At 66.4% G+C, this 22,403-nt stretch carries 29 protein-coding genes, 1 tRNA gene and 1 pseudogene; 24 read left to right on the top strand and 7 right to left on the bottom strand.

Going from position 1 to position 22,403, the window contains the following annotated elements; translation table 11 throughout:
- Positions 1-61: 61 nt before the first annotated feature.
- From ACYQ8K_RS00855 to xerD, 3 genes are read left to right on the top strand one after another with little or no spacing between them, the layout of a single operon-like run.
- Entirely contained in the window at positions 62-1,813 is a 1,752-nt protein-coding gene (locus tag ACYQ8K_RS00855; protein WP_459966449.1) for a CTP synthase, read from the top strand.
- Positions 1,806-2,429: an NUDIX domain-containing protein gene (locus tag ACYQ8K_RS00850; protein WP_459966448.1), complete on the top strand. Its 624-nt coding sequence runs from the start codon at positions 1,806-1,808 to the stop codon at positions 2,427-2,429. The genes ACYQ8K_RS00855 and ACYQ8K_RS00850 overlap by 8 nt, the downstream gene beginning before the upstream one ends.
- Entirely contained in the window at positions 2,426-3,367 is a 942-nt protein-coding gene (xerD, locus tag ACYQ8K_RS00845) for a site-specific tyrosine recombinase XerD (protein ID WP_064953328.1), read from the top strand. The genes ACYQ8K_RS00850 and xerD overlap by 4 nt, the downstream gene beginning before the upstream one ends.
- 5 nt (positions 3,368-3,372) lie before the next feature.
- On the opposite strand, the gene ACYQ8K_RS00840 is transcribed toward xerD, so the two are convergent.
- Positions 3,373-4,128: an O-methyltransferase gene (locus ACYQ8K_RS00840; protein ID WP_459966447.1), complete on the bottom strand. Its 756-nt coding sequence runs from the start codon at positions 4,126-4,128 to the stop codon at positions 3,373-3,375.
- Between the two features lie 221 nt (positions 4,129-4,349).
- Between ACYQ8K_RS00840 and ACYQ8K_RS00835 the strand changes: the two genes are divergently transcribed.
- The 7 genes from ACYQ8K_RS00835 to ACYQ8K_RS00805 all read left to right on the top strand — a co-directional run bounded on the left by ACYQ8K_RS00835 (position 4,350) and on the right by ACYQ8K_RS00805 (position 9,876).
- Entirely contained in the window at positions 4,350-5,213 is an 864-nt protein-coding gene (locus tag ACYQ8K_RS00835; RefSeq protein WP_007775939.1) for a ParA family protein, read from the top strand.
- Positions 5,210-6,037 carry a segregation/condensation protein A gene (locus tag ACYQ8K_RS00830; RefSeq protein WP_459966446.1) on the top strand — a complete coding sequence of 276 codons (828 nt, stop codon included), beginning with the start codon at positions 5,210-5,212 and terminating at the stop codon, positions 6,035-6,037. The genes ACYQ8K_RS00835 and ACYQ8K_RS00830 overlap by 4 nt, the downstream gene beginning before the upstream one ends.
- On the top strand, positions 6,034-6,729 hold the full coding sequence (gene scpB / locus ACYQ8K_RS00825; RefSeq protein ID WP_459966444.1) for an SMC-Scp complex subunit ScpB: 696 nt from the start codon (positions 6,034-6,036) through the stop codon (positions 6,727-6,729). Before ACYQ8K_RS00830 ends, scpB begins: the two co-directional genes overlap by 4 nt.
- Entirely contained in the window at positions 6,729-7,472 is a 744-nt protein-coding gene (locus tag ACYQ8K_RS00820; RefSeq protein ID WP_459966443.1) for a pseudouridine synthase, read from the top strand. The genes scpB and ACYQ8K_RS00820 overlap by 1 nt, the downstream gene beginning before the upstream one ends.
- Before the next feature lie 56 nt (positions 7,473-7,528).
- Positions 7,529-8,212 carry a (d)CMP kinase gene (gene cmk, locus ACYQ8K_RS00815; RefSeq protein ID WP_459966442.1) on the top strand — a complete coding sequence of 228 codons (684 nt, stop codon included), beginning with the start codon at positions 7,529-7,531 and terminating at the stop codon, positions 8,210-8,212.
- Positions 8,209-9,609 carry a ribosome biogenesis GTPase Der gene (gene der / locus ACYQ8K_RS00810; protein ID WP_459966441.1) on the top strand — a complete coding sequence of 467 codons (1,401 nt, stop codon included), beginning with the start codon at positions 8,209-8,211 and terminating at the stop codon, positions 9,607-9,609. The genes cmk and der overlap by 4 nt, the downstream gene beginning before the upstream one ends.
- Positions 9,610-9,799: 190 nt before the next feature.
- A tRNA-Pro gene (locus ACYQ8K_RS00805) sits at positions 9,800-9,876 on the top strand.
- Positions 9,877-9,971: 95 nt separating this feature from the next.
- Here ACYQ8K_RS00805 and ACYQ8K_RS00800 read toward each other — a convergent pair.
- Complete coding sequence (locus ACYQ8K_RS00800; RefSeq protein WP_459966440.1) at positions 9,972-11,246, bottom strand: tyrosine-type recombinase/integrase; 1,275 nt, start codon at positions 11,244-11,246, stop codon at positions 9,972-9,974.
- The gene (locus ACYQ8K_RS00795; RefSeq protein ID WP_459966439.1) at positions 11,197-11,772 is read right to left on the bottom strand and encodes a DUF6214 family protein; all 576 of its coding nucleotides are present in this window, start codon (positions 11,770-11,772) and stop codon (positions 11,197-11,199) included. Before ACYQ8K_RS00795 ends, ACYQ8K_RS00800 begins: the two co-directional genes overlap by 50 nt.
- Positions 11,773-11,897: 125 nt before the next feature.
- Here ACYQ8K_RS00795 and ACYQ8K_RS00790 point away from each other — a divergent pair, with 125 nt between their 5' ends.
- From ACYQ8K_RS00790 to ACYQ8K_RS00735, 12 genes and pseudogenes are all read left to right on the top strand, one after another.
- Positions 11,898-12,170 (top strand): helix-turn-helix domain-containing protein, encoded by a 273-nt coding sequence (locus ACYQ8K_RS00790; protein ID WP_459966438.1) that lies wholly within the window; start codon positions 11,898-11,900, stop codon positions 12,168-12,170.
- A gap of 426 nt (positions 12,171-12,596) precedes the next feature.
- Positions 12,597-13,631 (top strand): AAA family ATPase, encoded by a 1,035-nt coding sequence (locus ACYQ8K_RS00785; protein ID WP_459966437.1) that lies wholly within the window; start codon positions 12,597-12,599, stop codon positions 13,629-13,631.
- A 305-nt stretch (positions 13,632-13,936) separates the two neighbouring features.
- Positions 13,937-14,374 carry a hypothetical protein gene (locus tag ACYQ8K_RS00780; protein ID WP_459966436.1) on the top strand — a complete coding sequence of 146 codons (438 nt, stop codon included), beginning with the start codon at positions 13,937-13,939 and terminating at the stop codon, positions 14,372-14,374.
- A 37-nt stretch (positions 14,375-14,411) separates the two neighbouring features.
- On the top strand, positions 14,412-14,711 hold the full coding sequence (locus tag ACYQ8K_RS00775) for a WhiB family transcriptional regulator (RefSeq protein WP_459966435.1): 300 nt from the start codon (positions 14,412-14,414) through the stop codon (positions 14,709-14,711).
- A gap of 1 nt (position 14,712) precedes the next feature.
- A complete protein-coding gene (locus tag ACYQ8K_RS00770; protein WP_459966434.1) occupies positions 14,713-15,063 on the top strand; it encodes a helix-turn-helix domain-containing protein in 351 nt (116 codons plus the stop codon).
- Positions 15,050-15,535 carry a hypothetical protein gene (locus ACYQ8K_RS00765; RefSeq protein ID WP_459966432.1) on the top strand — a complete coding sequence of 162 codons (486 nt, stop codon included), beginning with the start codon at positions 15,050-15,052 and terminating at the stop codon, positions 15,533-15,535. The genes ACYQ8K_RS00770 and ACYQ8K_RS00765 overlap by 14 nt, the downstream gene beginning before the upstream one ends.
- 13 nt (positions 15,536-15,548) lie before the next feature.
- The gene (locus tag ACYQ8K_RS00760) at positions 15,549-16,466 is read left to right on the top strand and encodes a hypothetical protein (RefSeq protein WP_459966431.1); all 918 of its coding nucleotides are present in this window, start codon (positions 15,549-15,551) and stop codon (positions 16,464-16,466) included.
- A 33-nt stretch (positions 16,467-16,499) separates the two neighbouring features.
- Positions 16,500-16,700: a hypothetical protein gene (locus ACYQ8K_RS00755; RefSeq protein WP_459966430.1), complete on the top strand. Its 201-nt coding sequence runs from the start codon at positions 16,500-16,502 to the stop codon at positions 16,698-16,700.
- Positions 16,701-16,993: 293 nt separating this feature from the next.
- Entirely contained in the window at positions 16,994-17,215 is a 222-nt protein-coding gene (locus ACYQ8K_RS00750; RefSeq protein ID WP_459966429.1) for a hypothetical protein, read from the top strand.
- A gap of 250 nt (positions 17,216-17,465) precedes the next feature.
- Entirely contained in the window at positions 17,466-17,777 is a 312-nt protein-coding gene (locus tag ACYQ8K_RS00745; RefSeq protein WP_459966427.1) for a hypothetical protein, read from the top strand.
- The gene (locus tag ACYQ8K_RS00740; protein ID WP_459966425.1) at positions 17,777-18,103 is read left to right on the top strand and encodes a hypothetical protein; all 327 of its coding nucleotides are present in this window, start codon (positions 17,777-17,779) and stop codon (positions 18,101-18,103) included. Before ACYQ8K_RS00745 ends, ACYQ8K_RS00740 begins: the two co-directional genes overlap by 1 nt.
- 370 nt (positions 18,104-18,473) lie before the next feature.
- A pseudogene (locus ACYQ8K_RS00735) lies at positions 18,474-18,806 on the top strand (NUDIX domain-containing protein); the annotation flags it as partial.
- Positions 18,807-18,827: 21 nt separating this feature from the next.
- Here the strand turns inward: ACYQ8K_RS00735 and ACYQ8K_RS00730 are convergent.
- The gene (locus ACYQ8K_RS00730; RefSeq protein WP_459966424.1) at positions 18,828-20,000 is read right to left on the bottom strand and encodes a S1 family peptidase; all 1,173 of its coding nucleotides are present in this window, start codon (positions 19,998-20,000) and stop codon (positions 18,828-18,830) included.
- Between the two features lie 115 nt (positions 20,001-20,115).
- Between ACYQ8K_RS00730 and ACYQ8K_RS00725 the strand changes: the two genes are divergently transcribed.
- Positions 20,116-20,859, top strand: coding sequence for a hypothetical protein (locus tag ACYQ8K_RS00725; RefSeq protein WP_459966423.1), 744 nt, complete (start codon positions 20,116-20,118; stop codon positions 20,857-20,859).
- A gap of 38 nt (positions 20,860-20,897) precedes the next feature.
- Here the strand turns inward: ACYQ8K_RS00725 and ACYQ8K_RS00720 are convergent, their stop codons facing one another.
- Complete coding sequence (locus ACYQ8K_RS00720; protein ID WP_459966422.1) at positions 20,898-21,347, bottom strand: hypothetical protein; 450 nt, start codon at positions 21,345-21,347, stop codon at positions 20,898-20,900.
- A gap of 155 nt (positions 21,348-21,502) precedes the next feature.
- Here ACYQ8K_RS00720 and ACYQ8K_RS00715 point away from each other — a divergent pair, with 155 nt between their 5' ends.
- Positions 21,503-21,802 carry a hypothetical protein gene (locus ACYQ8K_RS00715; protein WP_459966420.1) on the top strand — a complete coding sequence of 100 codons (300 nt, stop codon included), beginning with the start codon at positions 21,503-21,505 and terminating at the stop codon, positions 21,800-21,802.
- Here ACYQ8K_RS00715 and ACYQ8K_RS00710 read toward each other — a convergent pair.
- The gene (locus ACYQ8K_RS00710) at positions 21,799-21,981 is read right to left on the bottom strand and encodes a hypothetical protein (RefSeq protein ID WP_459966419.1); all 183 of its coding nucleotides are present in this window, start codon (positions 21,979-21,981) and stop codon (positions 21,799-21,801) included. The genes ACYQ8K_RS00715 and ACYQ8K_RS00710 overlap by 4 nt on opposite strands.
- A complete protein-coding gene (locus tag ACYQ8K_RS00705) occupies positions 21,978-22,100 on the bottom strand; it encodes a hypothetical protein (protein WP_459966418.1) in 123 nt (40 codons plus the stop codon). The genes ACYQ8K_RS00710 and ACYQ8K_RS00705 overlap by 4 nt, the downstream gene beginning before the upstream one ends.
- Positions 22,101-22,403: the final 303 nt, after the last annotated feature.

Here is a 22,403-nt window from a genome sequence, read left to right as displayed (position 1 = left end):
GCCCATCTAGTTATTCGCTAGAACAATTTTCACGCCCTGCCCGTCTTCACGGAGGTCGCCTGTGCGAAAGCACCCGCAATCCGCCACCAAGCACCTCTTCGTCAGCGGGGGCGTCGCTTCTTCGTTGGGCAAGGGGCTGACCGCCAGCAGCCTTGGTCAGCTACTGACGGCCCGCGGGTTGTACGTGACGATGCAAAAGCTCGATCCGTACCTCAATGTCGATCCGGGCACCATGAACCCGTTCCAGCACGGCGAGGTCTTCGTCACCGAGGACGGCGCCGAAACCGACCTCGACGTCGGCCATTACGAACGGTTCCTGGACCGCGACCTGTCCGGCTCGGCGAATGTCACTACGGGGCAGGTCTATTCGACGGTCATCGCCAAGGAGCGGCGCGGCGAATACCTCGGCGACACGGTCCAGGTGATTCCGCACATCACCGACGAGATCAAAGCCCGCATCATGTCGATGGCCCAGCCCGACGCCCAGGGCAATCGGCCTGACGTGGTCATCACCGAGATCGGCGGCACCGTCGGCGACATCGAGTCCCAGCCCTTCCTGGAGGCCGCGCGGCAGGTTCGCCATGACGTCGGCCGGGAGAACGTCTTCTTCCTGCACGTCTCGTTGGTGCCCTACCTGGCCCCGTCGGGCGAGCTCAAGACCAAACCCACCCAGCACTCGGTGGCCGCGCTGCGCAGCATCGGTATCACCCCGGACGCGTTGATCCTGCGTTGCGACCGTCCCGTCCCCGAGGCGTTGAAGAACAAGATCGCGCTGATGTGTGACGTCGACATCGACGGCGTCATCTCCACGCCCGATGCGCCGTCGATCTACGACATTCCGAAGGTACTGCACCGCGAGGAACTCGACGCCTACGTGGTGCGACGGCTGAGCCTGCCGTTCCGGGACGTCGACTGGACCGAGTGGGACGACCTGCTGCGCAGGGTGCACGAGCCGCACGAAACGGTGCGAATCGCCTTGGTGGGCAAGTACGTTGACCTGTCCGACGCTTACCTCTCGGTGACCGAGGCGCTGCGCGCCGGCGGGTTCAAGCACCACGCCAAGGTGGAGCTGGTGTGGGTGCCCTCTGACGACTGCGAGAGCCCGGCCGATGCCGCGTCCGCGCTGGGCGACGTGCACGGCGTGCTGATCCCCGGCGGCTTCGGCATCCGCGGCATCGAAGGCAAGATCGGCGCCATCCAGTACGCCCGCACCCGGGGGCTGCCGGTGTTCGGCCTATGCCTCGGCCTGCAATGCATCGTGATCGAGGCGGCCCGCTCCGCCGGTCTGACCCAGGCCAACTCCGCCGAATTTGACCCCGAGACACCCGATCCCGTCATCTCCACGATGGCCGACCAGGTCGACATCGTCGCCGGCGAAGCCGACCTGGGCGGCACCATGCGGCTGGGCGCCTACCCCGCGGTGCTGGAGCCGGAATCGATTGTGGCCCAAGCCTATGGCGCGACCGAGGTGTCGGAGCGCCACCGGCACCGCTACGAGGTCAACAACGCCTACCGCGACAAGATCGCGGAGAGCGGGCTGAGGTTCTCCGGGACGTCTCCGGACGGCCACCTGGTGGAGTTCGTCGAATACCCACCGGACGTGCACCCGTTCATCGTCGGCACCCAGGCTCACCCCGAGCTGAAGAGCCGGCCCACCCGGCCGCACCCGTTGTTCGTCGCATTCGTCGGCGCGGCCATCGACTACAAGGCGGGCGAGCTGCTGCCGGTGGAAATCCCGGAGCAGTCCTCGAATGGCATCCAGCACCGGGACAGCGCTGCGCGGCCTATACCTGAGCCCGCGACCCGTGGCTGACCACGTCTTCGAGACGGCGTCATCCGAAACGCTGTACACCGGAAAGATTTTCGCGCTGCGCAGCGACCGGGTGCGGATGCCGGGCGGCAAGGTCGTCACCCGGGAGATCGTCGAACATTTCGGCGCGGTCGCCGTGGTCGCGATGGACGACGACGGCAACATCCCGATGGTCTACCAATACCGGCACGCGTTCGGCCGGCGGCTGTGGGAGCTGCCCGCCGGGCTGCTCGATGTCCACGGCGAGGCCGCCCATCTCACCGCGGCTCGCGAGCTGATGGAAGAGGCGGGGCTCAAGGCCGAGACCTGGGCGGTGCTGGTCGATCTGAACTCCACGCCGGGCTTCAGCGACGAGTCGGTGCGCGTGTATCTGGCCACCGGTCTTACTCGGGTCGACCGGCCCGAGGCGCACGACGAAGAAGCCGACATGACCTTGGAGTGGTATCCACTGGCCGACGCCGCCCGCAAGGTGCTCGGCGGGGAAATCGTCAATGCCATTGCCGTGGCGGGGATTTTGGCCGCCCACGCCGTGACGACAGGGTTCGTCCAACCGCGCCCGGTGGACAGCCCGTGGCAGGACAAGCCGACGGCGTTCGCCGCGCGAAAGGCCGCGCAATGACAACGGTGGCGCTGGACACGCAGTTGCAGGGCTACCTTGACCATCTCACGATCGAGCGCGGCGTCGCCGCGAACACCTTGAGCTCGTACAGCCGCGACCTACGCCGCTATACAAAACACTTGTCGGACCGCGGAATTCACGACCTGGCCAAGGTGGGCGAGAACGACGTTAGCGAGTTTCTGGTGGCGCTGCGCCGCGGCGATCCCGACACCGGGGTCGCCGCGCTGTCCGCGGTATCGGCGGCGCGGGCGCTGATCGCGGTACGCGGCCTGCATCGGTTCGCCGCCGCCGAAGGGCTGGCCGAACTCGACGTGGCGCGCGCGGTCCGCCCGCCGACGCCGGGCCGCCGGCTACCCAAAAGCCTGACCATCGACCAGGTGCTGGCGCTGCTGGAGGGCGCCGGCGGCGAGAGCCCGGCCGACGGGCCGCTGACGCTGCGCAACCGGGCGCTGCTGGAGCTCCTGTACTCCACCGGCGCCCGGATCTCCGAAGCCGTCGGCCTCGACGTCGACGACGTCGACACGCACGCTCGGTCGGTGTTGTTGCGCGGCAAGGGCGGCAAGCAGCGGCTGGTGCCGATCGGGCGTCCGGCCGTGGCCGCGCTGGATTCCTATCTGGTGCGCGGCCGTTCGGAGCTGGCCCGCCGCGGGCGCGGGACGCCGGGCATCTTCCTCAATGTGCGCGGCGGGCGGCTGTCGCGGCAGAGCGCGTGGCAGGTCCTGCAGGACGCGGCCGAGCGGGCCGGGATCACCTCGGGGGTGTCGCCGCACATGCTGCGGCATTCCTTCGCCACCCACTTGTTGGAGGGCGGTGCCGACGTGCGGGTCGTGCAGGAGCTACTCGGGCACGCCTCGGTGACAACGACGCAGATCTACACCATGGTCACCGTGCACGCGCTGCGCGAAGTGTGGGCCGAGGCCCACCCGCGGGCGCAGTAACGCTCTCAGTCGCCGAGGTAGTCGGACTCCAGCACCAGGTCGGACAGCATCGTCTGGTATTCCAGGTGCGCCTTGTGCTCGACGGTGCGAAACCGCTTGCCCTGCTGGCGGTGCATGTACTCGCGGTACTTCGGCGCGCCCGGCACCCGGACGTTGTCGGCGACCACGATCGAACCCGGATGCAACCAGCCGCGCTCCATGATGCTCGTCAGGTCGTCGAGGTAGGCGTCCTTGTCGTGGTCGAGGAACACGAAATCGAGTGTGCCCTCGGCGAATCCGTGCTCGTTGGCCAGTGCGTCCAGGGTGCGGCCGCCGTCGCCGACGGTGCCGACCACGCACGTCACCCGGTCGCCGACGCCGGCGTGCGCCCAGATCTGGCGGGCGTTGGCGGCGTTGGCCTCGGCGAGTTCGACCGAGAACACCTTGGCCCGCGGGGCGGCCCGGGCGATGCGCAGGGCACCGTAGCCGCAGTAGGTGCCCAGTTCGAGCGCCAGCGTCGGGTCGGCCCGCCGCACGGCGGCGTCCAGCAGCTGCCCCTTCTCGTCACCGACGTTGATCAGCAGTGATTTCTCGTAGGCGAACGTGTCGATGGTGGCCAGCACGTCGTCGATGTCGCCGGCCCGCGCGTTCTGCAGCACGTACTCGACGGCGGCCGCTTCGCGCCCGTCACCGATCTGGCCCGTGGTGGTGATGTTCTGAGCGCCGGCGGCCATGCGCCAGACCGACCAACGCAACAGCGGGATCCGTCGCTTGAGGTTCATAGACGCCACGATAGGCCGGAGGCGATGCCGGCCGGCCCCGTGCGAGGCTCCCACGCCCGGAAATTGGTGCTGTTGTGACTGAAGTGAATAGGCTGTCGGGATGTGCGTTCTACCACCGATTTTTCCCCATATTGGCTGGTTAATTGCCTGCGGGTCGCCGAGTTTCGCGCGATGAACCCGTTAGACTTTCCGACGATGTTCACCTCCCGAACACCCCCGCCATGACTGAGCAGCCGGACAACGGCGTCGAGCTCGGTCTGACCGGGCGGCCGCCGCGGGCGATCCCGGAGCCACAGCCGCGCACCTCGCACGGCCCGGCCAAGGTCGTCGCCATGTGCAACCAGAAGGGCGGCGTCGGGAAGACCACGTCGACCATCAACCTGGGTGCCGCGCTCGCCGAATACGGCCGCCGTGTGCTGCTGGTGGACATGGACCCGCAGGGCGCGCTGTCGGCCGGCCTCGGTGTTCCGCACTACGAGCTGGAAAAGACCATCCACAACGTCCTGGTCGAGCCGCGGGTGTCCATCGACGACGTGCTGCTGCAGACCCGCGTCAAGCACATGGACCTGGTGCCCAGCAACATCGACCTGTCGGCCGCCGAGATCCAGCTGGTCAACGAGGTGGGCCGCGAACAGACCCTGGGCCGCGCGCTGCACCCGGTGCTGGACCGCTACGACTACGTGCTGATCGACTGCCAGCCGTCGCTGGGGCTGCTCACCGTCAACGGCCTGGCCTGCGCCGACGGCGTGGTCATCCCCACCGAGTGCGAGTACTTCTCGCTGCGCGGGCTGGCGCTGCTGACCGACACCGTCGACAAGGTGCGCGACCGGCTGAACCCGAAGCTCGAGATCAGCGGCATCCTGCTGACCCGCTACGACCCGCGCACGGTCAACTCGCGCGAGGTGATGGCCCGGGTGGTGGAGCGCTTCGGGGACCTGGTGTTCGACACCGTGATCACCCGGACCGTTCGGTTCCCGGAGACCAGCGTCGCCGGCGAACCCATCACCACGTGGGCCCCGCGATCCACCGGGGCCATTGCCTATCGCGCGCTGGCCCGCGAGTTCATCGACCGATTCGGCGCGTGAACGCGACCGAAACCGGTGAGGCGCCACTGCAGAACGGCTACGGAGCTGGCTTCCAAGTCCGCCTGACCAATTTCGAGGGCCCGTTCGACCTGCTGCTGCAGCTGATCTTCGCGCATCGCCTCGACGTGACCGAGGTGGCGCTGCACCAGGTCACCGACGACTTCATCGCCTACACCCGCGAAATCGGTCCGCAGCTGGAGCTGGAGGAGACCACGGCGTTCCTGGTGGTCGCCGCGACCCTGCTGGACCTGAAGGCGGCCCGACTGCTGCCCGCCGGACAGGTGGACGACGACGAAGACCTGGCGCTGCTGGAGGTGCGCGACCTGCTGTTCGCCCGGCTGCTGCAGTACCGCGCGTTCAAGCACGTCGCCGAGATGTTCGCCGAACTCGAGGCCACGGCCCTGCGCAGCTACCCGCGCTCGGTGTCGCTGGAGGACCGGTTCACCGAGCTGCTGCCCGAGGTGATGATCGGCGTCGACGCCGAACGGTTCGCCCAGATCGCCGCGATCGCGTTCAGCCCGCGACCCGTCCCGACCGTGTCCGTCGCGCACCTGCACCAGGTCCAGGTCTCGGTCCCCGAGCAGGCCAAGAAGCTGCTGGCCATCCTGGAAGCGCGGGGCAGCGGGGCGTGGGCGACGTTCTCCGAGCTGGTCGCCGACTGTGAGGCGTCGATGGAGGTGGTCGGTCGCTTCCTGGCGCTGCTCGAACTGTATCGGTCCCGGGCGGTAGCATTCGACCAGTCAGAGCCGCTTGGCGTGCTCCAAATCTCGTGGACCGGGGAACGTCCGGCCACTGAAGCCTTGGTAGAAGTACGGGACGAATGACTGAAGAACTGCCCGAGATCGACCTGGATTCAGGCATCCCGGACATCGCCGAGGCCGCGCCCATGGAGTCCGAGGAACTCGGCTCCGTGCTCGAGGCGCTGCTGCTGGTGGTGGACACCCCGGTGACCGCGGAGGCGCTGGCGTCGGCCACCCAGCAACCGGTGTACCGGATCGCCACCAAGTTGCAGGAGATGGCCGAGCAGCTCACCGAGCGCGACAGCGGCATCGACCTGCGGCAAACCAGCGAGGGCTGGCGGATGTACACCCGCGCCCGGTTCGCGCCCTATGTCGAGAAGCTGCTGCTGGACGGCGCGCGGTCCAAGCTGACCCGGGCCGCGCTGGAGACGCTGGCCGTGGTCGCCTACCGACAGCCCGTGACGCGCGCGCGGGTGAGCGCGGTGCGCGGCGTCAACGTCGACGCCGTGATGCGTACGCTGCTGGCGCGCGGCCTGATCACCGAGGCCGGGGTGGACGACGACACCGGCGCGGTGACGTTCGCGACCACCGACCTGTTCCTGGAGCGGCTGGGGCTGACCTCGCTGGCCGACCTTCCGGACATCGCGCCGCTGCTTCCCGACGTCGACACGATCGAGGACCTCAGCGAATCCCTGGACAGCGAGCCACGTTTCATCAAATTGTCCGGCGGTCAGTCGTCCGACCAGGCGCTGACGTTCGACGTGGACCAGGATTGATGGACGAAGCCCAGGGGATCCGGCTGCAAAAAGTGTTGTCCCAGGCCGGGATTGCGTCGCGGCGGGCCGCCGAGAAGTTGATCATCGACGGCCGCGTCGAGGTGGACGGGCATGTTGTGACCGAACTGGGCACCCGCGTCGACCCCGGCTCCGCGGTGATCCGCGTCGACGGGGCACGCGTGGTGCTCGACGACTCGCAGGTGTATCTGGCCCTGAACAAGCCGCGCGGTGTGCACTCGACCATGTCCGACGACCGCGGCCGGCCCTGCATCGGCGATCTGGTCGAGCGCAAGGTTCGCGGCAACAAGAACCTGTTTCACGTCGGGCGGTTGGACGCCGACACCGAAGGGCTGATTCTGCTGACCAATGACGGCGAGCTCGCACACCGGTTGATGCACCCATCCCACGAGGTGCCCAAGACGTACCTGGCGACGGTGACGGGGTCGGTGCCGCGTGGGCTCGGCAAGAAGCTGCGCGCCGGGATCGAATTGGACGACGGGCCGGCCCGAGTCGACGAGTTCGCGGTGGTGGACGCCATTCCGGGCAAGACGCTGGTGCGGGTGACGCTGCACGAGGGGCGCAATCGCATCGTGCGCCGACTGCTTGCGGCCGCGGGATTCCCGGTGGAGTCGTTGGTGCGCACCGACATCGGGCCGGTCTCGCTGGGCAAGCAGCGGCCGGGGACCTTCCGGGCGCTGGCCCATCACGAGATCGGCCAGCTGTACCAAGCGGTGGGCCTGTGAGCGGAACGAGCGGAACTCGCGCAGCGAGTGACGGGAGTGGAGCGAACCATCAGGCTGTGAGTGACGTGGTGGTGGCCATCGACGGCCCGGCGGGCACCGGAAAGTCCTCGGTATCAAAGGGATTGGCGCAGGCGCTCGGCGCGCGCTACCTGGACACCGGCGGGATGTACCGGATGGTGACGCTGGCTGTGCTGCGTGCCGATATCGACCCGGCCGACGCCGACGCCGTCGCGCACACGGCGGAAACGGTGCAGATGTCGATCGACTATCACCCCGACGGCGACCGTTATTTCCTTTGCGGAGAGGACGTCTCGACGGAGATCCGCGGCGACCGGGTGACCGGCTCGGTGTCGGCGGTCTCCTCGGTTCCCGCCGTGCGCACCCGGCTCGTCGACCTGCAGCGCGAAATGGCCGGCGGCCCGGGCAGTGTAGTCGTCGAAGGCCGCGACATCGGCACCGTGGTACTGCCCGACGCGCCCGTGAAGATCTTCCTGACCGCGTCGGCCGAGACCCGGGCGCGGCGGCGCAACGACCAGAACGTGGCGGCCGGGCTGCCCGACGACTACGAGGCGGTGCTGGCCGACGTCCGCCGCCGCGACCATCTGGACTCCACCCGGGCGGTGTCGCCGCTGCGGGCGGCCCCGGACGCGGTGGTCGTCGACACCAGCGAGATGACCGAGGCCCAGGTGATCTCGTACCTGCGGGACCTGGTCAAGCAGCGAAGCGGAGCGGTGCGGTGAGTCAAGACGGCACGTGGAGCGACGAAAGCGACTGGGGCTCCTTCGAATTCGGCCCAGACGAACAGGAGGGGGCCGGCCCGGCGCCCGTGGTGGCGGTGGTCGGCCGGCCCAACGTCGGCAAGTCGACGCTGGTGAACCGGATCCTGGGCCGACGAGAAGCGGTGGTGCAGGACATCCCCGGCGTCACCCGCGACCGGGTGTCCTACGACGCGCTGTGGACCGGCCGCCGGTTCGTCGTGCAGGACACCGGGGGATGGGAACCCGACGCCAAGGGGCTGCAGCAGCTGGTCGCCGACCAGGCCTCGGTGGCCATGCGCACCGCCGACGCGGTGATCCTGGTGGTCGACGCCGTCGTCGGGGCCACCACGGCCGACGAGGCCGCCGCCCGGATCCTGCTGCGATCGGGCAAGCCGGTTTTCTTGGCGGCCAACAAGGTTGACAGCGACAAGGCCGAGGCTGACGCCGCGATGCTGTGGTCGCTGGGGCTCGGTGAGCCGTACGCGATCAGCGCAATGCACGGGCGCGGCGTGGCGGACCTGCTCGACGCGGTGCTGGCCGCGCTGCCCGAGGTCTCCGAGGTGGCGCCCACGTCCGGTGGCCCGCGGCGGGTGGCGCTGGTCGGCAAGCCCAATGTGGGCAAGAGCTCGCTGCTGAACAAGCTCGCCGGCGACCAGCGCTCGGTGGTGCACGATGTCGCCGGGACGACGGTGGACCCGGTGGACTCGCTGATCGAGCTGGGCGACAAGGTGTGGCGGTTCGTCGACACCGCGGGACTGCGGCGCAAGGTCGGCCAGGCCAGCGGGCACGAGTTCTACGCCTCGGTGCGCACGCACTCGGCCATCGACGCGGCCGAGGTAGTGATCGTGCTGATCGACGGGTCGGATCCGCTCACCGAACAGGACCAGCGGGTGCTGTCGATGGTCATCGAGGCCGGCCGCGCCCTGGTGCTGGCGTTCAACAAGTGGGACCTGGTCGACGAAGACCGCCGCGAGCTGCTGGAGCGCGAGATCGACCGCGAACTGGTGCAGCTGCGGTGGGCGCCGCGCGTGAACATCTCCGCCAAGACCGGGCGGGCGCTGCAGAAGCTGGTGCCCGCGATGGAGACGGCGCTGGCGTCGTGGGACGCGCGGATCCCGACCGGCCCGCTGAATTCGTGGCTCAAAGAGGTGGTGGCCGCCACGCCGCCGCCCGTGCGTGGGGGCAAGCAGCCGCGCATCCTGTTCGCCACCCAGGCCACCGCCCGGCCCCCGACGTTCGTGTTGTTCACCACCGGTTTTCTGGAGGCCGGGTATCGGCGCTTCCTGGAGCGACGGCTGCGCGAGACGTTCGGCTTCGAGGGCTCGCCGATCCGGATCAACGTGCGGGTGCGCGAAAAGCGCGGAGCCAGGCGGCGCTGAGCTGGTGGGGTTTTCGGTCTGGCGGTCTCGCCGGACCGATAGGTGCTTCCCAAATCCGCTAGCGTCGGCGCTACCGCGTTTGCGATTCACATCATGGTCGCCCCTCGCCCGCCACGCGGAGGTCGCCTGGCGAGTCGATCGCGCGTTTACGGTAGGCTTTCGACCTGCTGCCGGTGCACGCATCGGCGCGCGGGCTGTGGCGCAGTTTGGTAGCGCACTTGACTGGGGGTCAAGTGGTCGCAGGTTCAAATCCTGTCAGCCCGACCAGAGTTCTTGCAGGTAGACGACGCGCTGGCGGCCCCCGGCCGCCGCTTAGTCCGTACCGGCCGGGGGTATGTACAGCAACCGGTACAGCAACCCGCTCAGATTCCGAGAACACCGCTGAGCCCTTCCACCGCAGCTCGCGCAGCGTCGTCGCTTGTGTGGCCGTACACGTCACCGGTGATCGCGATTGACGAATGGCCGAGCAGATCGGCCACCGCCTTGATGTGCACGCCGGACTCCAACCACGCGACGGCCGCCGAGTGCCGCAACGTGTGCACCCCGACGCCCTCGACGCCGGCCGCTTTCGCGGCGACCTCAACGACGCGCAGAAAGCTACGAGGGTCCACGGGGCCGCCGAACTCAGTCGTGAACACCAGTCCCGAGTCCCGCCATTGATTGCCCGCGCGCAGTCTCTCGGCGGCCTGGGCCGCTTTGTGCTTGCGCAGCATCGCGACGACAGCGGGGGACAGCGGCACCGTGCGGCGGGCTCGGTCGGTCTTCGGCTCTGAGATGACTAGGCGGTCGCCTATGCGGCCGATCGTGCGGCGCACCTTCAACCAGCCTTCGTCGAGGTTCAACACGTCGCTGTCCCAGCGCAACGCGAGGCATTCGCCCTTGCGTAGTCCCGTCGACGCGATGAGCACCAGCGCAGGGTGGTAGCGCGATGTCTCAGCGGCCCGCAAGACCGCAGCCACGTCGGCCGCGTGTAGATGCTTGGCTTCACTGCGTTCGACGCCGGGCCGCTTCACCAGCGCCGCCGGGTTGCGGGCCAGTAGGCCGTCCCTGACAGCGCCGTCGAGAGCCGCGCGGAGCACGGTGTAGGTCTGGCGGATGGTCGAGTCGGACAGCGCCCTCACCGCTTCGGGTTCTGAACCGTCTTCTGCGTCGTGGGCACGCCTGCCCGGCTTGGTCTTGGCTCTCATCGTGAGGATGAGAGCCTCGACGTCAGACGGTTTGAGCCGGTCGAGCCGGATAGCGCCGAACGGCGCCGGCTCAAGATGGCTACGGCATAGCCGCGCGTACAGCTCGCGCGTGCTCTCTTTGCGGTCCGATGCGGCGAGCGTCGTTACTCGCCACTGCGCCAGCCACTCGCCTACAGTGCGGGTCGCATCGCGCACCGGCGCACCCGCCTCAAGCCGCTCACGGGCCGCTTTCAGCTTGTCGCGGACCTCTTGCCGGGTTCGGCCGTACACCGTGTGCCGTTTTGTCTTGCCGTCGGCGGCGTCGATGTAGCTCAGCGCGCCCTCGTACCGAACGACTTTGCCGTCACGGACCCGCTTGTAGATCGAACCTTCACCGTTCGCGTTCTTTGCCATCGGAAAATCACGCCTTCCGTTTACCGGGCGTCGTCGGAGGCAGTAGGCCCGCTTCACGGGCTTGCTGGACGTATCGCGCGGCGGTTCTGTGTTCCTTACCGAAGGCGAGTCGCACGGCTTCCGTGGGCCGATCATTGATGTGCTCGCGGTAAATCTCGGCCACCTTTTGCAGGTGTTCGGGGGACATGCGCGGCCGACCGGACCGCGCACGCCGCACATTCGCCATCGCCACACGACGGTCCGACGCTTTCTTCCGCACTCGTTTCGGCCGACCCGATTCGTCAAGCTCCACGGCCACCACTGAGCACGCGGCGACGATCTGCTCCAACCAATAGTCGAGGGGGAGGTCGAGGTCTTTCTTGCGCACGTCCGGTCCGTCGGGACGCGCTTGCAACGTCACGACGGTGTAGACCGGAATCCCTTGTCGCACTTCGATAGTCATTGTGAGATGGGGTTGATTGGGCATAGGCGAGTGCACCACTATCCGCCGGGGAATCCAGCGATCGCCGACTTCAACCCAGTCGCCGGCGCTATCGGCCTCGTACGTCGCAGTGCCGAAGTCGCCGAGGTTCACAATCGCCATTGCACCCCTACCTAGCCAAAAAGTTCCTCGTCACTGTCGAGGACATACTGGCATAGCTCCGTCCAGGCTGTCAATAACCGCTGAAACACAAGCGGATACAGCGAAACGACTGCGGAGGCTTGGAAATGGGTGAGATAACGCGGCGTTTGGTGCCAATACCGGACGCCAGAACAGACCTCGGAAACATCGGTCACACCACGCTCTACGAGCTGGTTAAGCGGAGCAAACTCGAAAAGGTCAACATCGGTAGACGGTCGTTCATCACGGCCAAAAGCCTTGATTCCTACATAGATTCGTTGACCGCAGACGGTGAACTTGAAGGCAACGCGGCCGAGGGGGAGCAGACAGAAGAACTCTCTGGCGCGGCGTTGCTGCACGCGTGCGGTTCTGATGACTGAACAGCACGGGCCGCCGAAAGAAGTCGAGGGCCGAACCCCGCACCACCGAGATCGACCCTCAACCAGCAGATACGACACCGCCGCTAACCGCACTGCACAGTCTAATGCTAAGAGCACGCAAACCCGATGGGCGCCGTGCACATGCGACTCGCCGCGAGATATCCACTCGCAATTGGAGCTCCGGCGCCAAGCGGCCAACCGCTCCGTGCCACTCGACTGCGGGTGCCGTGATTCGTGGCTGTGCCGGTGCACCGAACCGCCGCTGTCCGACCCCCAGCTCGACTCCTGGCGTGACGCCGCCGAGCACATCCTTGCTTCCGGTCTAATGCCGGCAGTTCCGATCGAAGTTCGCCGTGCCCTGTGGCGCCGGCCGGCCGACCGGCGACTCGCTGAACTGCTCCATCTGGGATGCGGTGAGGCAATCACATGACCGCCAACGGCCACCATCCCGACGATACCGGGTCACCTGAACCGACTGAGTCGCACAACGGTCACACGACCGCCGCGCATCTGCGCTACCCGACCTTGGATTGGGGGCGTGCTTTCGACCGGCTTCCCGAGGATGTCGACTGGCTTGTGCCTGACTTTCTCGTACGTGGATCGCTGTACTCCCTGGTGTCGCCAGCGAAAGCGGGCAAATCGCTACTAATGCTCGACACCGCCGCCGCGCTGGCCGCCGGACGGCCAGCACTCGGTCACCCGGCGCAAGAGCCGATTCACGTGCTGTACATCGACCACGAGAATTCACGTGACGACCTGACCGAACGACTCAGCGATATGGGTTACGGCCCAGAGCATCTCGCAAACCTCCACTACCTGTCCTTTCCGACGATGCCGCCGCTTGACCGCGCCGCCGGCGGCCAGGACCTCGCCGACGTCGCCGAACACTATGGCGCCGAGCTCGTCATCATTGACACGATTGCGCGTGTAGTCGCCGGCGAAGAGAACTCAGCCGACACATATCGCGACTTCTATCGCCACACGCTGCTTCCCTTAAAAGCGGCCCGCCGTGCCGTGGTTCGCCTGGATCACCGAGGGCACGGCAGGGACGGGGCGCGCGGGTCATCAGCCAAGAACGACGACGTCGATGTGGTTTGGCAGCTATCGCAATCGCCAGGCCCGAACGGCGAAGCCTATGTCTCGTTGAAGTTGGAGCGCCAGCGCGGTAACGCGCATCCCGACCTGATTCGTATCTTGCGAGATATCAACCCTCGGTTGCGACATGAAGCCAAGCCGGCGCAGCGAACCCTCGACGAAGAAGAACGAATACGGAACTGCGTCGACGCCATGAAGCGCATCGGGCTACCGCTCGACATGGGCGCCCGAAAAGCACGAACCGCGCTGCGGGACAGCGGCTATAAGGTCCGCAACGAGGTCGTGGCCGCTGCGGTGAAGGCCCGAAAGGCGATGTGTCCCCAGCCTTCGGCAAACGGCGGGGACACGTTGGAGATAGCGATATGACTGTGTCCCAAAGGGGTAAGGGACACACCCGACCAGCGGTTTCGCGGAAAGCTCAGCGGCGGGATACATCGACTGCACCCAGGCGTCATAACTGCGCAGATTGGAACGTTGGCAGGTCAGCGCGTGTCCCTTGCCGCGTTGGGACACACGGGGACACCCCCCGCCCCGACTGCCGCTCAACGTATCCCGGGGAGGGGGTCTTATAAAGACCCCTCCCGGGACGTGGCCAGGCAGGCGCAATCACACGACCCAGACGAGTGCCCCCACGAACAGGTCATCCCCTTGTCCCGGAAAGGAAACAACCCGTGAGCTACTACCGCCCTGATGGCCCCCACGCGACTCGATGGGAAACGCGCTCTGTAACTGCGCTGCCCACCGAGTGGACCAACGTCTTCTACAGCACTCACGAACGCGACGCCGGCCGCGATCCGTGGGATTTCGAACGGTGCCCCGCGATTCTGCTCGCGGAAAAGGTCGCTGATGTCGAAGCTAATCGTCACACCGCGATCTCTGGAACGCTCTATGACGACGCCGAACGGCCGATCATCCGCGAGACGGAAGTCCGATTCGCGACCGTGGGCGAGTTCGGTGACCTTGAACCTCTCGGGCTACTCCGCTATGAAGGCCCCTACCTGTGCACTGTTCCGGGCGGCAAACCTGACCAGGCCACGCGCGAAAAACTGCTACAGGTCGCTGTCGAAGACGGACTTATCAGCGCGCCGACCGAAGGCGTGTCGCAGTGACCGACCCCTCGAATGCAACGCCAAGGACGCCGGTCCAATGAGAGGTAAGCGGCCGGAAGGCGCGCTCATAAGCGGCTGGCCTGAACTTGTCGGTGCGATCCTGCGCGGTGTCCCATCGTTGCCGGGCGCGTTATGCCGCCAGCGTCCCGAGCTGTTCGACAGCGACGACGGCGAAACCGCAAGCCGCGCGGTCGCGATCTGCCGCCGTTGCCCGGCCTTGCAGCCATGCGGTGCTTGGGCCGGCGCGCTGCGGCACAACGAGGCGCGCGGCGTGCTGGCCGGCGAGCGACGCGAATGGGTGTCGCATCCCAGCACGATACGAAAGTGCGGCGAGTGACGTGTTTATCGACGACCCCGATGAACTGCGTTGGCTGTACTACTGCGTCGGCGCCGCTGTACGAGAGCGCGAGTTACGGCAGCGTCAGGTAACCCCGTGTCTACAAAGACTTTTCGCCCGCGCCGAGACAGCCATGTCCGACTCAGGACATGAATCCGGTTGCGAGGCGGAACAATCAGAACCAGATGTACCGATCACCGCGCGTGAGGCGGCGGACATCCTGGGGCTTTCCAAGCGCCAATGCCAACGCCTCGCCGCCGATCTTGACGGCCAGCTCGTCGGCGGCCGCTGGCAGTTCAGCAGAGCAGCCGTCGTCGAATACCAGAAGGGACGTGCGCATGGGGCAGCTTGACCCGTCCGTGGAACAGCAGCTCGCCAACCTGTCCGACGCGGAATGGTCTGCCTTGAGCGCCCGCGTCCGTGCACCCGACGGCCTTGAAGGACTGCGAGCCGCAGCGTCGCAACACCTTTCCGGCCCCCAACTCGACAGCTTCGTTCAGTGCGCCGACGTTTCGAAGTTCGCCAACGAGAACGGCGAAATCGACGCCGAAAAAGTCGGCCGCCACCTGACTGCGCTATACGGCGCGCCACCGGCATCGGCCGTCCAGAGTTCAGAGTGGGGCCGTCGCGATGGCGCCAGCGGCCGCGAAGCGGCGGCCGAGCGCCACGGCGTCAAAGCCGAATCTGAACCCGACGCGGTGATGCCCGCCGGCGGGCCAGGCGCCGCCGGCCGAGCGGCCGCCGCGATACGGCACGGTCAGCAAGCCGGCGGTGCCGGCGCTGCGGGTCGCGCCGCCGCCCAAGAGCGCCACCAACCCCTGTAGGAAAGGACGACTAATGCCGAATGCCGCTGGCCTCGCGGCCGTCGCACGGACAAACGAATACCTTCGCCGCGCACTTGAAGAATTCCCCGACTACGCCACGGCCGTCGAGCTTCGCGCCAAGGTCATACAGGCGCAGCGTGAATTGCGTGGCGTCAGCACAGTTCCCAGCCCGACCAACGTCGACGGCCTCGACGAGTTCTTAGCAGCGATCGAGCGGCGCACGGTCGACCAACTCGTTTTCAAGGCCAAGCACGGCGCGCTCGTGTCGTTGCGGGGCGAAATCGACAACCAGCTTCCCAGCATCCTCACGGTGCACTGCGATGCCATCCTCGGCTCGCTGGCCGCCGATTTCTCGACGCTGATGGCCGACGTCACCAGCGTCGCAACACAACTCAACGGTGCCCGCAACGCCAGCGAAGCCATCGCCCACGGGGCCGAAGACACCTGGCGCCGACTCCCCGCACTTCGCGACCAGTACGACCAGCTCCGCGCCGCCCAACAGTCAGTCGTTCTCACCGCATTCGAGCCGCACGTATTGGCAACGGCCAAGTCGGACTACATCGAAGACGAGTTGGCATCCGACTTGCACCTAGCCAACCTTGACGAAATCTTGCCGGGCTGGCGACGCCCCGACAATCGCGCGGCCACGAGCTTCGGCGAGCTGGGCGACCGCCGGCCCTGGCCCATCGACGACCCGCTCGCGCAACTCGTCTGGCTGGTTACGAGCGACGCCGAGCCGTGGCTACCGACCACCAAAGACCTGCGCGCGTTGCGCGCCAAGCGTCAAGCACGAACCGCAAAGGCCGGCCCAAAACCGCAACCTGTGCGCGAACAGCCCCGCCTACTCAACAAGCCAATCGCATCACACGAACGGATCGCGCCGACTTGGCAGGCAGTCTCGACGCGCCAGCCAATCGACATCGACGACTGACTCAACCGTCAAGCACGAACGAAAGGAACAACAATGGCCGATACATTCGATAACTGGACAACCGACCCGGCCAGCGTCTCACCGCTAGCCGCCGCGATCTGTGAAGGATGGCCGCGCGCAACCGCTTCCGGCGCCGCGATACAACCCGGCACGCCCAGCGAGCGGTCGATGCGCGCCATTGTCGATGCTGTCGAAACCCTCAACGGCCGCGTCGCCGCGCTCGAAGCCGGCTGAATGGACTTGGCGGCGGCCGGCGTGAACCTCCGGCAGCGAGTCAACGGAGCAAGGACGGCCATGACGGCGAATGCATGTCATATCGGGCCTGAGTCGTACCTGCGCCGCGCCGCCGCCAACACCCCACCTCGGAGACCGCCATGCCCCGAGCACCACGCCGATGCCCAGGCGACAACGGCAACTGCACCAAACTCATTCGCAACCGCAGATACTGCGACGACCACACGGTTGCATGGGCTGGTGAACGAACCGCATCGAGCCGCGTTACCAGCGAACGCAAGTGGAAAGACGAAGTGCGGCCGGCCATCCTGCAACGCGACGGCTACCAGTGCCAGATTCGCTACGTCGGCATCTGCACCGGATACGCGACCGTCGTCGACAAGCTCGCGCCGGCCGCCCGCCGGCCCGACCTCGCGTTCGACCCCGCCAACCATCAGGCCGCGTGCTGGGAATGCAACGACACCAAGGCACGCACAGCCGACCGTGGGCTTCCCGAACCACCACGAGCCGCGTAACCGAACGTCCTTGATGACTTCCCCATGCCAGCGCCGGCGGCCGGCGACCGGTGACCGTCGCGAGAGGGTGGCTCAGCGCCGGCGACCGACCCACGGCGCCGGCGACCCCCAACGGTCCACCCTCCCGGCGTACCTACTGAGACCGCCGGGGGGTTCTGAGAAATTAGTTGCCCGTAGGCATAAACGCACCGTTTCAACTGCCCTGAAAGGAACCCGTGTCGTGGCTAGATCGGCTGAGGCGCGAAAGTTGTTGGCGCAACTGGACTCATACCTCGCATCCGCGTCGCGCCGCCACGGCCGCAAGGTCGAATTCACCCCGTCAGAAGCGGCCCGGGTGACGATGATTTGCGACGAAATTGACAGGAAAGCGGGCCTGAAACGGCTTTACAGCCGGGCGGATACTGTCAAGGAGAAGATCAAGCTGGCGACGGAGGTCCGTCTACTCGAAGCGTCGATCGACCGGATGCTCCGGCATGTGAAGGTGGATATGCCGGCCGAGCCGAGTGCCCGGACTCGCAAGGCGCAGCACGCCGCGAATACTCGGTGGGGCGTGAGTTCCTGATGCCGCCCTGGTTCAGCGACGACGCGGTTACCCGGGACACGGCCGGCATTTATCGCGCGTTGCTTGAGCGTGAGCGTGAAGCGTGCGCGCGGATTGACCCTCGGACGCTTCCGCGATTGAACGCGGGGTCAGCCGCACCGAAGACTGTCGTCGAGTCCGGTGCGCGGTCAGGCGCATTGCTAGCCGCGCTTGAGGCTGGCGAACCTGTGCGGTTGGAGGGCCGGAATTTGCGGCGCTGGGTTGATCTGCGCCGCGATCAGGCGTTCGATTCGTTTGAAGTGCGGCCGGATGACACGGTGATGCCGTTAGGGCGGCTCGAAGCGTGAGCGCGCCTGCGCGGCAACCAACGTCCGTGACCGGCTGGCGCTTCTGGGTGGTGCGGCCCGGGCAAGACTTGTTGCTCTCGCCGTACGGCGCACCGCCCGTCGAGGGTATCAATGTGTTGAGGCGAGCGAGATTGCCTTACGGATGGTCACTCGTGAGGACTACGGGCAGACTTGCTTTCGGCGCGGATGGTCGCGACGTGCTCGACGAATCCCGGCCATCGGTCGCCGTCGCCGAACTGTTTCTGCGGTGTCTTCGCGGAGCGTACTGCCGAGCGTGCCCGCGCCCGGGCGCAGCGACACCAGCGCAGCGTGGGCGCCAACCTGATGCGGGCGTGGCGGCGTGGCGTCGCAATTCCGCCGGTATCGCTGGGAACACCGCGCGGCGTGGAGTCACCACGGCGGCACCTGGGGCCTGCCCGGCGGCGCCCGCGACAGCCACGAGACGCCCGAGCAGACCGCGCTCCGCGAAGCCCGCGAAGAAACCGGCCTGGCCGCCGATCAACTCGGTGTACGCGCCACTGTGGTCACGGCGCGGGCCGCCGGCGGTGGGTGGACGTACACGACGGTCGTCGCCGACGCCGACCACTTGCTTTCTGTCCGAATGGCTGTCGAAAGTCGCGAGCTGCGGTGAGTTGACGAGGTTGACGTCGCGGCCCTGCCACTGCATCCAGGATTCGCGGCCAGTTGGCCGGCGCTGCGCACCCTGCGATTTACCTAGCCCCGGCTATTCCAGAACCACGAGACCTTCGAAGCCGAGTTCTTCGATGGCACGAACTACTTGGCTGCCGGGAATGCCCCGATAGAACGGCGGCGAGTCGGCACCCGCGGAGTCCGACTCCGTATTGCCTTGTCCGCGAGCCGACTTGGGCCCGCTGCCTGGTCCGATGTCACGGGCGCTCGCGCTGGTTAGTCCGTAGCGCGCGTTTTCGACGACCAGACCAATTACTCGCCCATCGTTTGCGACGATCGGGCCGCCGCTGTTGCCGGGACGTGCAATCGCCGACGTCAGAAACGTTGGTTGCCGGGGGTAGCCGCCGACACCGGCGGCCTCGGTTGCAGGATTCACGATCTGTCCGCGTTCGACGGTGATGGGTCGCTCCGTGAGCCCGGGCACGTAGGGGTACCCGAATACGCAGACGTCGTCGTACCACTTCGGTTCGCGGAAAGCCATGCCCGGCACCGCCGGCAAGTGCTCGTTTTCCCCGAACTGCACCTCCATGACTGCCACGTCGATGTCACGGTGCGCGATGATCCGAGCTGGACGAGATGCCGGCTCAGCGTTGGGCGGCTTGTAGGACGGATGGACCTCGATCGCCTCGTCGAAAACGGTGGGACCGGGCAAGCCCGCGTCGAACGCGCTGGGACCGACCAAGCCTTCGATGACGTGGCGGTTCGTGACCATGTGCGTGCGATCCAGTACTAGCGCGGTGCCCACCGGTTTGCCTTCGCCGCCGCTGATGAGAAACGTTGCCGCCTTATAGGACTCAATGACCAGCTCGATGCCGAGAACTTCGGACAGCCACAGGTGACCGTCCGTCTGCGCGGATCGCACGCCTTGCGAGACGTAAAGCTGGCCGAACATCGGAACGCCCATCATCACGGGATTTGCCCACCAGCCGGCGCGCAACAGCAGGCCGGTACGTTCCATCTCGTTCAAGATCCGAATCATGCCGGCCGTCTCGCCGGTCGGCACGCCGCGCTTTTGGAGGTAGAGCGAGAAGTAGGCCAGCGGCCACGCGTTAGTTTTCCCGGCGTCGGCCGGTTGATCGATGAGTTTCGCAGTCTCGGCGTCATGGATGAGCCCGAAGAACCGGTGGGCCAGTGTTGCCACAGTGATGCGCCACGCAAGGCTGCCGGGTTCGAGGTCCGGCGTCGCCGGCGGGTCGGGATCGGCCACGGACTCAACGTTATCGCAGGCCAGGTATTTGACCGCGCTGTGCGGAGATGCCTTGTCCAACAGGCAGCGTCGATCCGCAAGATAGGCAGCCGTCGGTGCTTAAGATTGCCCACTGATGAATGACCTACAGCGGCGCGGCGCCGTCGTCCAATGGATTCGTAATGTAGGCGACCCATGGATCAAAACCGAGCAACCGCCGGCGCCGGGAAGTCCACTCGCCGGTGACGATAGCCTGCGGCCGGCAGTGTCTGAACTGGCCCGTTTTGGGATTGCGACCGCAATAGATCACCTCGGCCTGGTGGTAGATGCGATGGAATCCGACACGTCGTTTCGCCATTACGGGCCCTTGACGGCGCTTCGTACCGCGCTCCTTGCCTCCGCCCGAACCGTTTGGTTGTTGGAGCCGTCGGCCCGCGCGGCGCGACAGTTCAGGGCGGCCAGGATGGAGATAAAAAACCTGATCGAACAGCGCATAGCTATCAACGAGCTGACGGGCGATCAGATGTCGGCCGAGTTGGTTGCGGCTCGCGATCAGTCTGTGGCGCTGCTCAAAGAGAAAATCCAGGGCTTGAAGGAGCACGCGCTGACCCTTTGCCCTGGCGAGAAACTGGACATGCCGGACACTGTGTCGCTCATCCGCGACCTGGTGGACCCAGACACGTACGAGGGCCAGGGAATCCGCCACTTGTGGCGCACAGGATCGGCGGCCGCTCACGGTTATCACTGGGCCAACCTTGGGGGCGGCGAATTCGACGAACAGGCATTCAACATGTCGCTCTACGGCACGATGCTCATGGTCAAGGAGGCGCTTGAGCTATACGTGAATCGAGCCACCAATCACATCGGTGGCCTTGCATAACAACGGGGCGCGCAGATTGGCAACGCTTGCGCGCGCGTCTAGCTGTAAAGGGCGTGCCCGCCCGCGCCGCCAAGCGCCCCGATAGCGATCTTGGACAAGGCATCCCCCAACCACAGCGCGGCTTGCTTGGCCTTGCTCCGTTCAGGCTCGTCGCGGGTGTCGTCTTCGGCGACAGCTTCAAGTGCGGCGATCAGCCGTTCGACCATGTTCTCTGGCGTGGGCCACTGACCGGCTATACGTAACGCCTGTCCGGTTGGTGCACCGATGAAGGCAAAACCGGTCTGACCCTCGACGCTGCCTTCTGCCTTAAAAAACGGCTCGCTGTGCAGCGCCTTGAGGGCGCGCTGAATGGTGGCTTTGTCGAATTCGAGCATCCGTTCGATATCGCTTACGCGGATATTGGGTCGCTCGCCGTTCTCGTATATCTGCACGGCTGCACGCAATACCGGAAGGTCGCGGCTTGTCCACGTTTCTTCGTTAGATGTCATTAACCCATTGTCTGCAATATTGCCGCTTTCCTGGATTTGACACGGCGACACCGCAATAGGACTGCCGCCCGCCGGGCGCCGGATAGGTCTGTCGCGCCCGGGCGCGTAAGCTGGCGTACTTCGCCCCCGGGCGGAGTTCCCGAGAGGAACCCAGCGTGAGCCGCACCGACAAAACCAAACCGTTCTGGGTCAAACTCGCCCACGGTGACCTGGCTGTGGTCGAAAAGCATGACCACACCGCCGGCCCCTGCGACCTGCCCGACCCCTTCAACGCCTTCGCGTTCACCCGCCTCACGACCCACTGCCGGCGTGAGTTCGTCGAAACCGACACCCGCGTCTGTTGCTGTCCGATGTGCCACGGGGCCGACTACCCCGACCGCACCGAACCCCAGCGGCGGCGCCGCGAGCGTCGCCGGGCGAAACTGGCCGCCCGCGACTGGGCGAAGGACTACTAGAGTGACTCGTCGTCCGCGCCCGGGCCCGTGCCCTTCTCGAACGCGGCTTGAGCGATCTGTGCGGCGCGCTCATCAGTCATCCGCTCGCCATGGAAAACGAATTCCTCCGTGTCGAGGTCGATGTCGCTGACCTCTGCGTCGGCCAGCGATTCGGGGAACTTGGACGCTTTGCCCGTCATGGGTTATCGACCTGCTTCGGACACCGGGCTGGTCTAGCCGCGCGCTGGTCCCGGCCGGCCAGCTCGTCGGTGATCGCGAGCGCATCAGCTTCGGTGAAGCGTTCACCGTTGACGATCACGACCTCCTCATCCAGGTCGACGTCACAGACGCGGATTGTTGGCTTCTGTCTTGGCATTTCGTCGCCGCCTCTCTACTTGTCTCGGAATTCACGGGGCATCACGTGTCACACCAGCAGACAAACGTCGCCGCCGTCGTCGGTTTCGTCCATCGCCAGTTATCGACCCCGGTCGCGACGTAGGGCTCGCCGAGCCGCGCGCCGGTCCCGGCGGTGCGACTTCTGCTTGAGCTGTTTCCGTTGACCGGGACGCCAATTCAGTACACGCCGCCACCCGGTGAAGGCGTCGTGCTCGTCATCGCTATG

This window comes from Mycobacterium sp. MUNTM1, from assembly GCF_054660795.1.
Note: the sequence above shows the minus strand (reverse complement) of the source record. Positions and strands in the feature narration are given on the sequence as shown.

Coding starts and splice junctions, on each gene's coding strand:
- ACYQ8K_RS00840 (WP_459966447.1), bottom strand. CDS start 4,128: ATGAACCTCAAGCGACGGATCCCGCTGTTGCGTTGGTCGGTCTGGCGC.
- ACYQ8K_RS00820 (WP_459966443.1), top strand. CDS start 6,729: ATGGACGAAGCCCAGGGGATCCGGCTGCAAAAAGTGTTGTCCCAGGCC.
- ACYQ8K_RS00710 (WP_459966419.1), bottom strand. CDS start 21,981: ATGACGGGCAAAGCGTCCAAGTTCCCCGAATCGCTGGCCGACGCAGAG.
- ACYQ8K_RS00775 (WP_459966435.1), top strand. CDS start 14,412: ATGAGAGGTAAGCGGCCGGAAGGCGCGCTCATAAGCGGCTGGCCTGAA.
- ACYQ8K_RS00755 (WP_459966430.1), top strand. CDS start 16,500: ATGGCCGATACATTCGATAACTGGACAACCGACCCGGCCAGCGTCTCA.
- ACYQ8K_RS00795 (WP_459966439.1), bottom strand. CDS start 11,772: ATGGCGATTGTGAACCTCGGCGACTTCGGCACTGCGACGTACGAGGCC.
- xerD (WP_064953328.1), top strand. CDS start 2,426: ATGACAACGGTGGCGCTGGACACGCAGTTGCAGGGCTACCTTGACCAT.
- ACYQ8K_RS00790 (WP_459966438.1), top strand. CDS start 11,898: ATGGGTGAGATAACGCGGCGTTTGGTGCCAATACCGGACGCCAGAACA.
- ACYQ8K_RS00760 (WP_459966431.1), top strand. CDS start 15,549: ATGCCGAATGCCGCTGGCCTCGCGGCCGTCGCACGGACAAACGAATAC.
- ACYQ8K_RS00835 (WP_007775939.1), top strand. CDS start 4,350: ATGACTGAGCAGCCGGACAACGGCGTCGAGCTCGGTCTGACCGGGCGG.
- ACYQ8K_RS00785 (WP_459966437.1), top strand. CDS start 12,597: ATGACCGCCAACGGCCACCATCCCGACGATACCGGGTCACCTGAACCG.
- ACYQ8K_RS00725 (WP_459966423.1), top strand. CDS start 20,116: ATGAATGACCTACAGCGGCGCGGCGCCGTCGTCCAATGGATTCGTAAT.
- ACYQ8K_RS00765 (WP_459966432.1), top strand. CDS start 15,050: ATGGGGCAGCTTGACCCGTCCGTGGAACAGCAGCTCGCCAACCTGTCC.
- ACYQ8K_RS00720 (WP_459966422.1), bottom strand. CDS start 21,347: ATGACATCTAACGAAGAAACGTGGACAAGCCGCGACCTTCCGGTATTG.
- scpB (WP_459966444.1), top strand. CDS start 6,034: ATGACTGAAGAACTGCCCGAGATCGACCTGGATTCAGGCATCCCGGAC.
- ACYQ8K_RS00740 (WP_459966425.1), top strand. CDS start 17,777: ATGCCGCCCTGGTTCAGCGACGACGCGGTTACCCGGGACACGGCCGGC.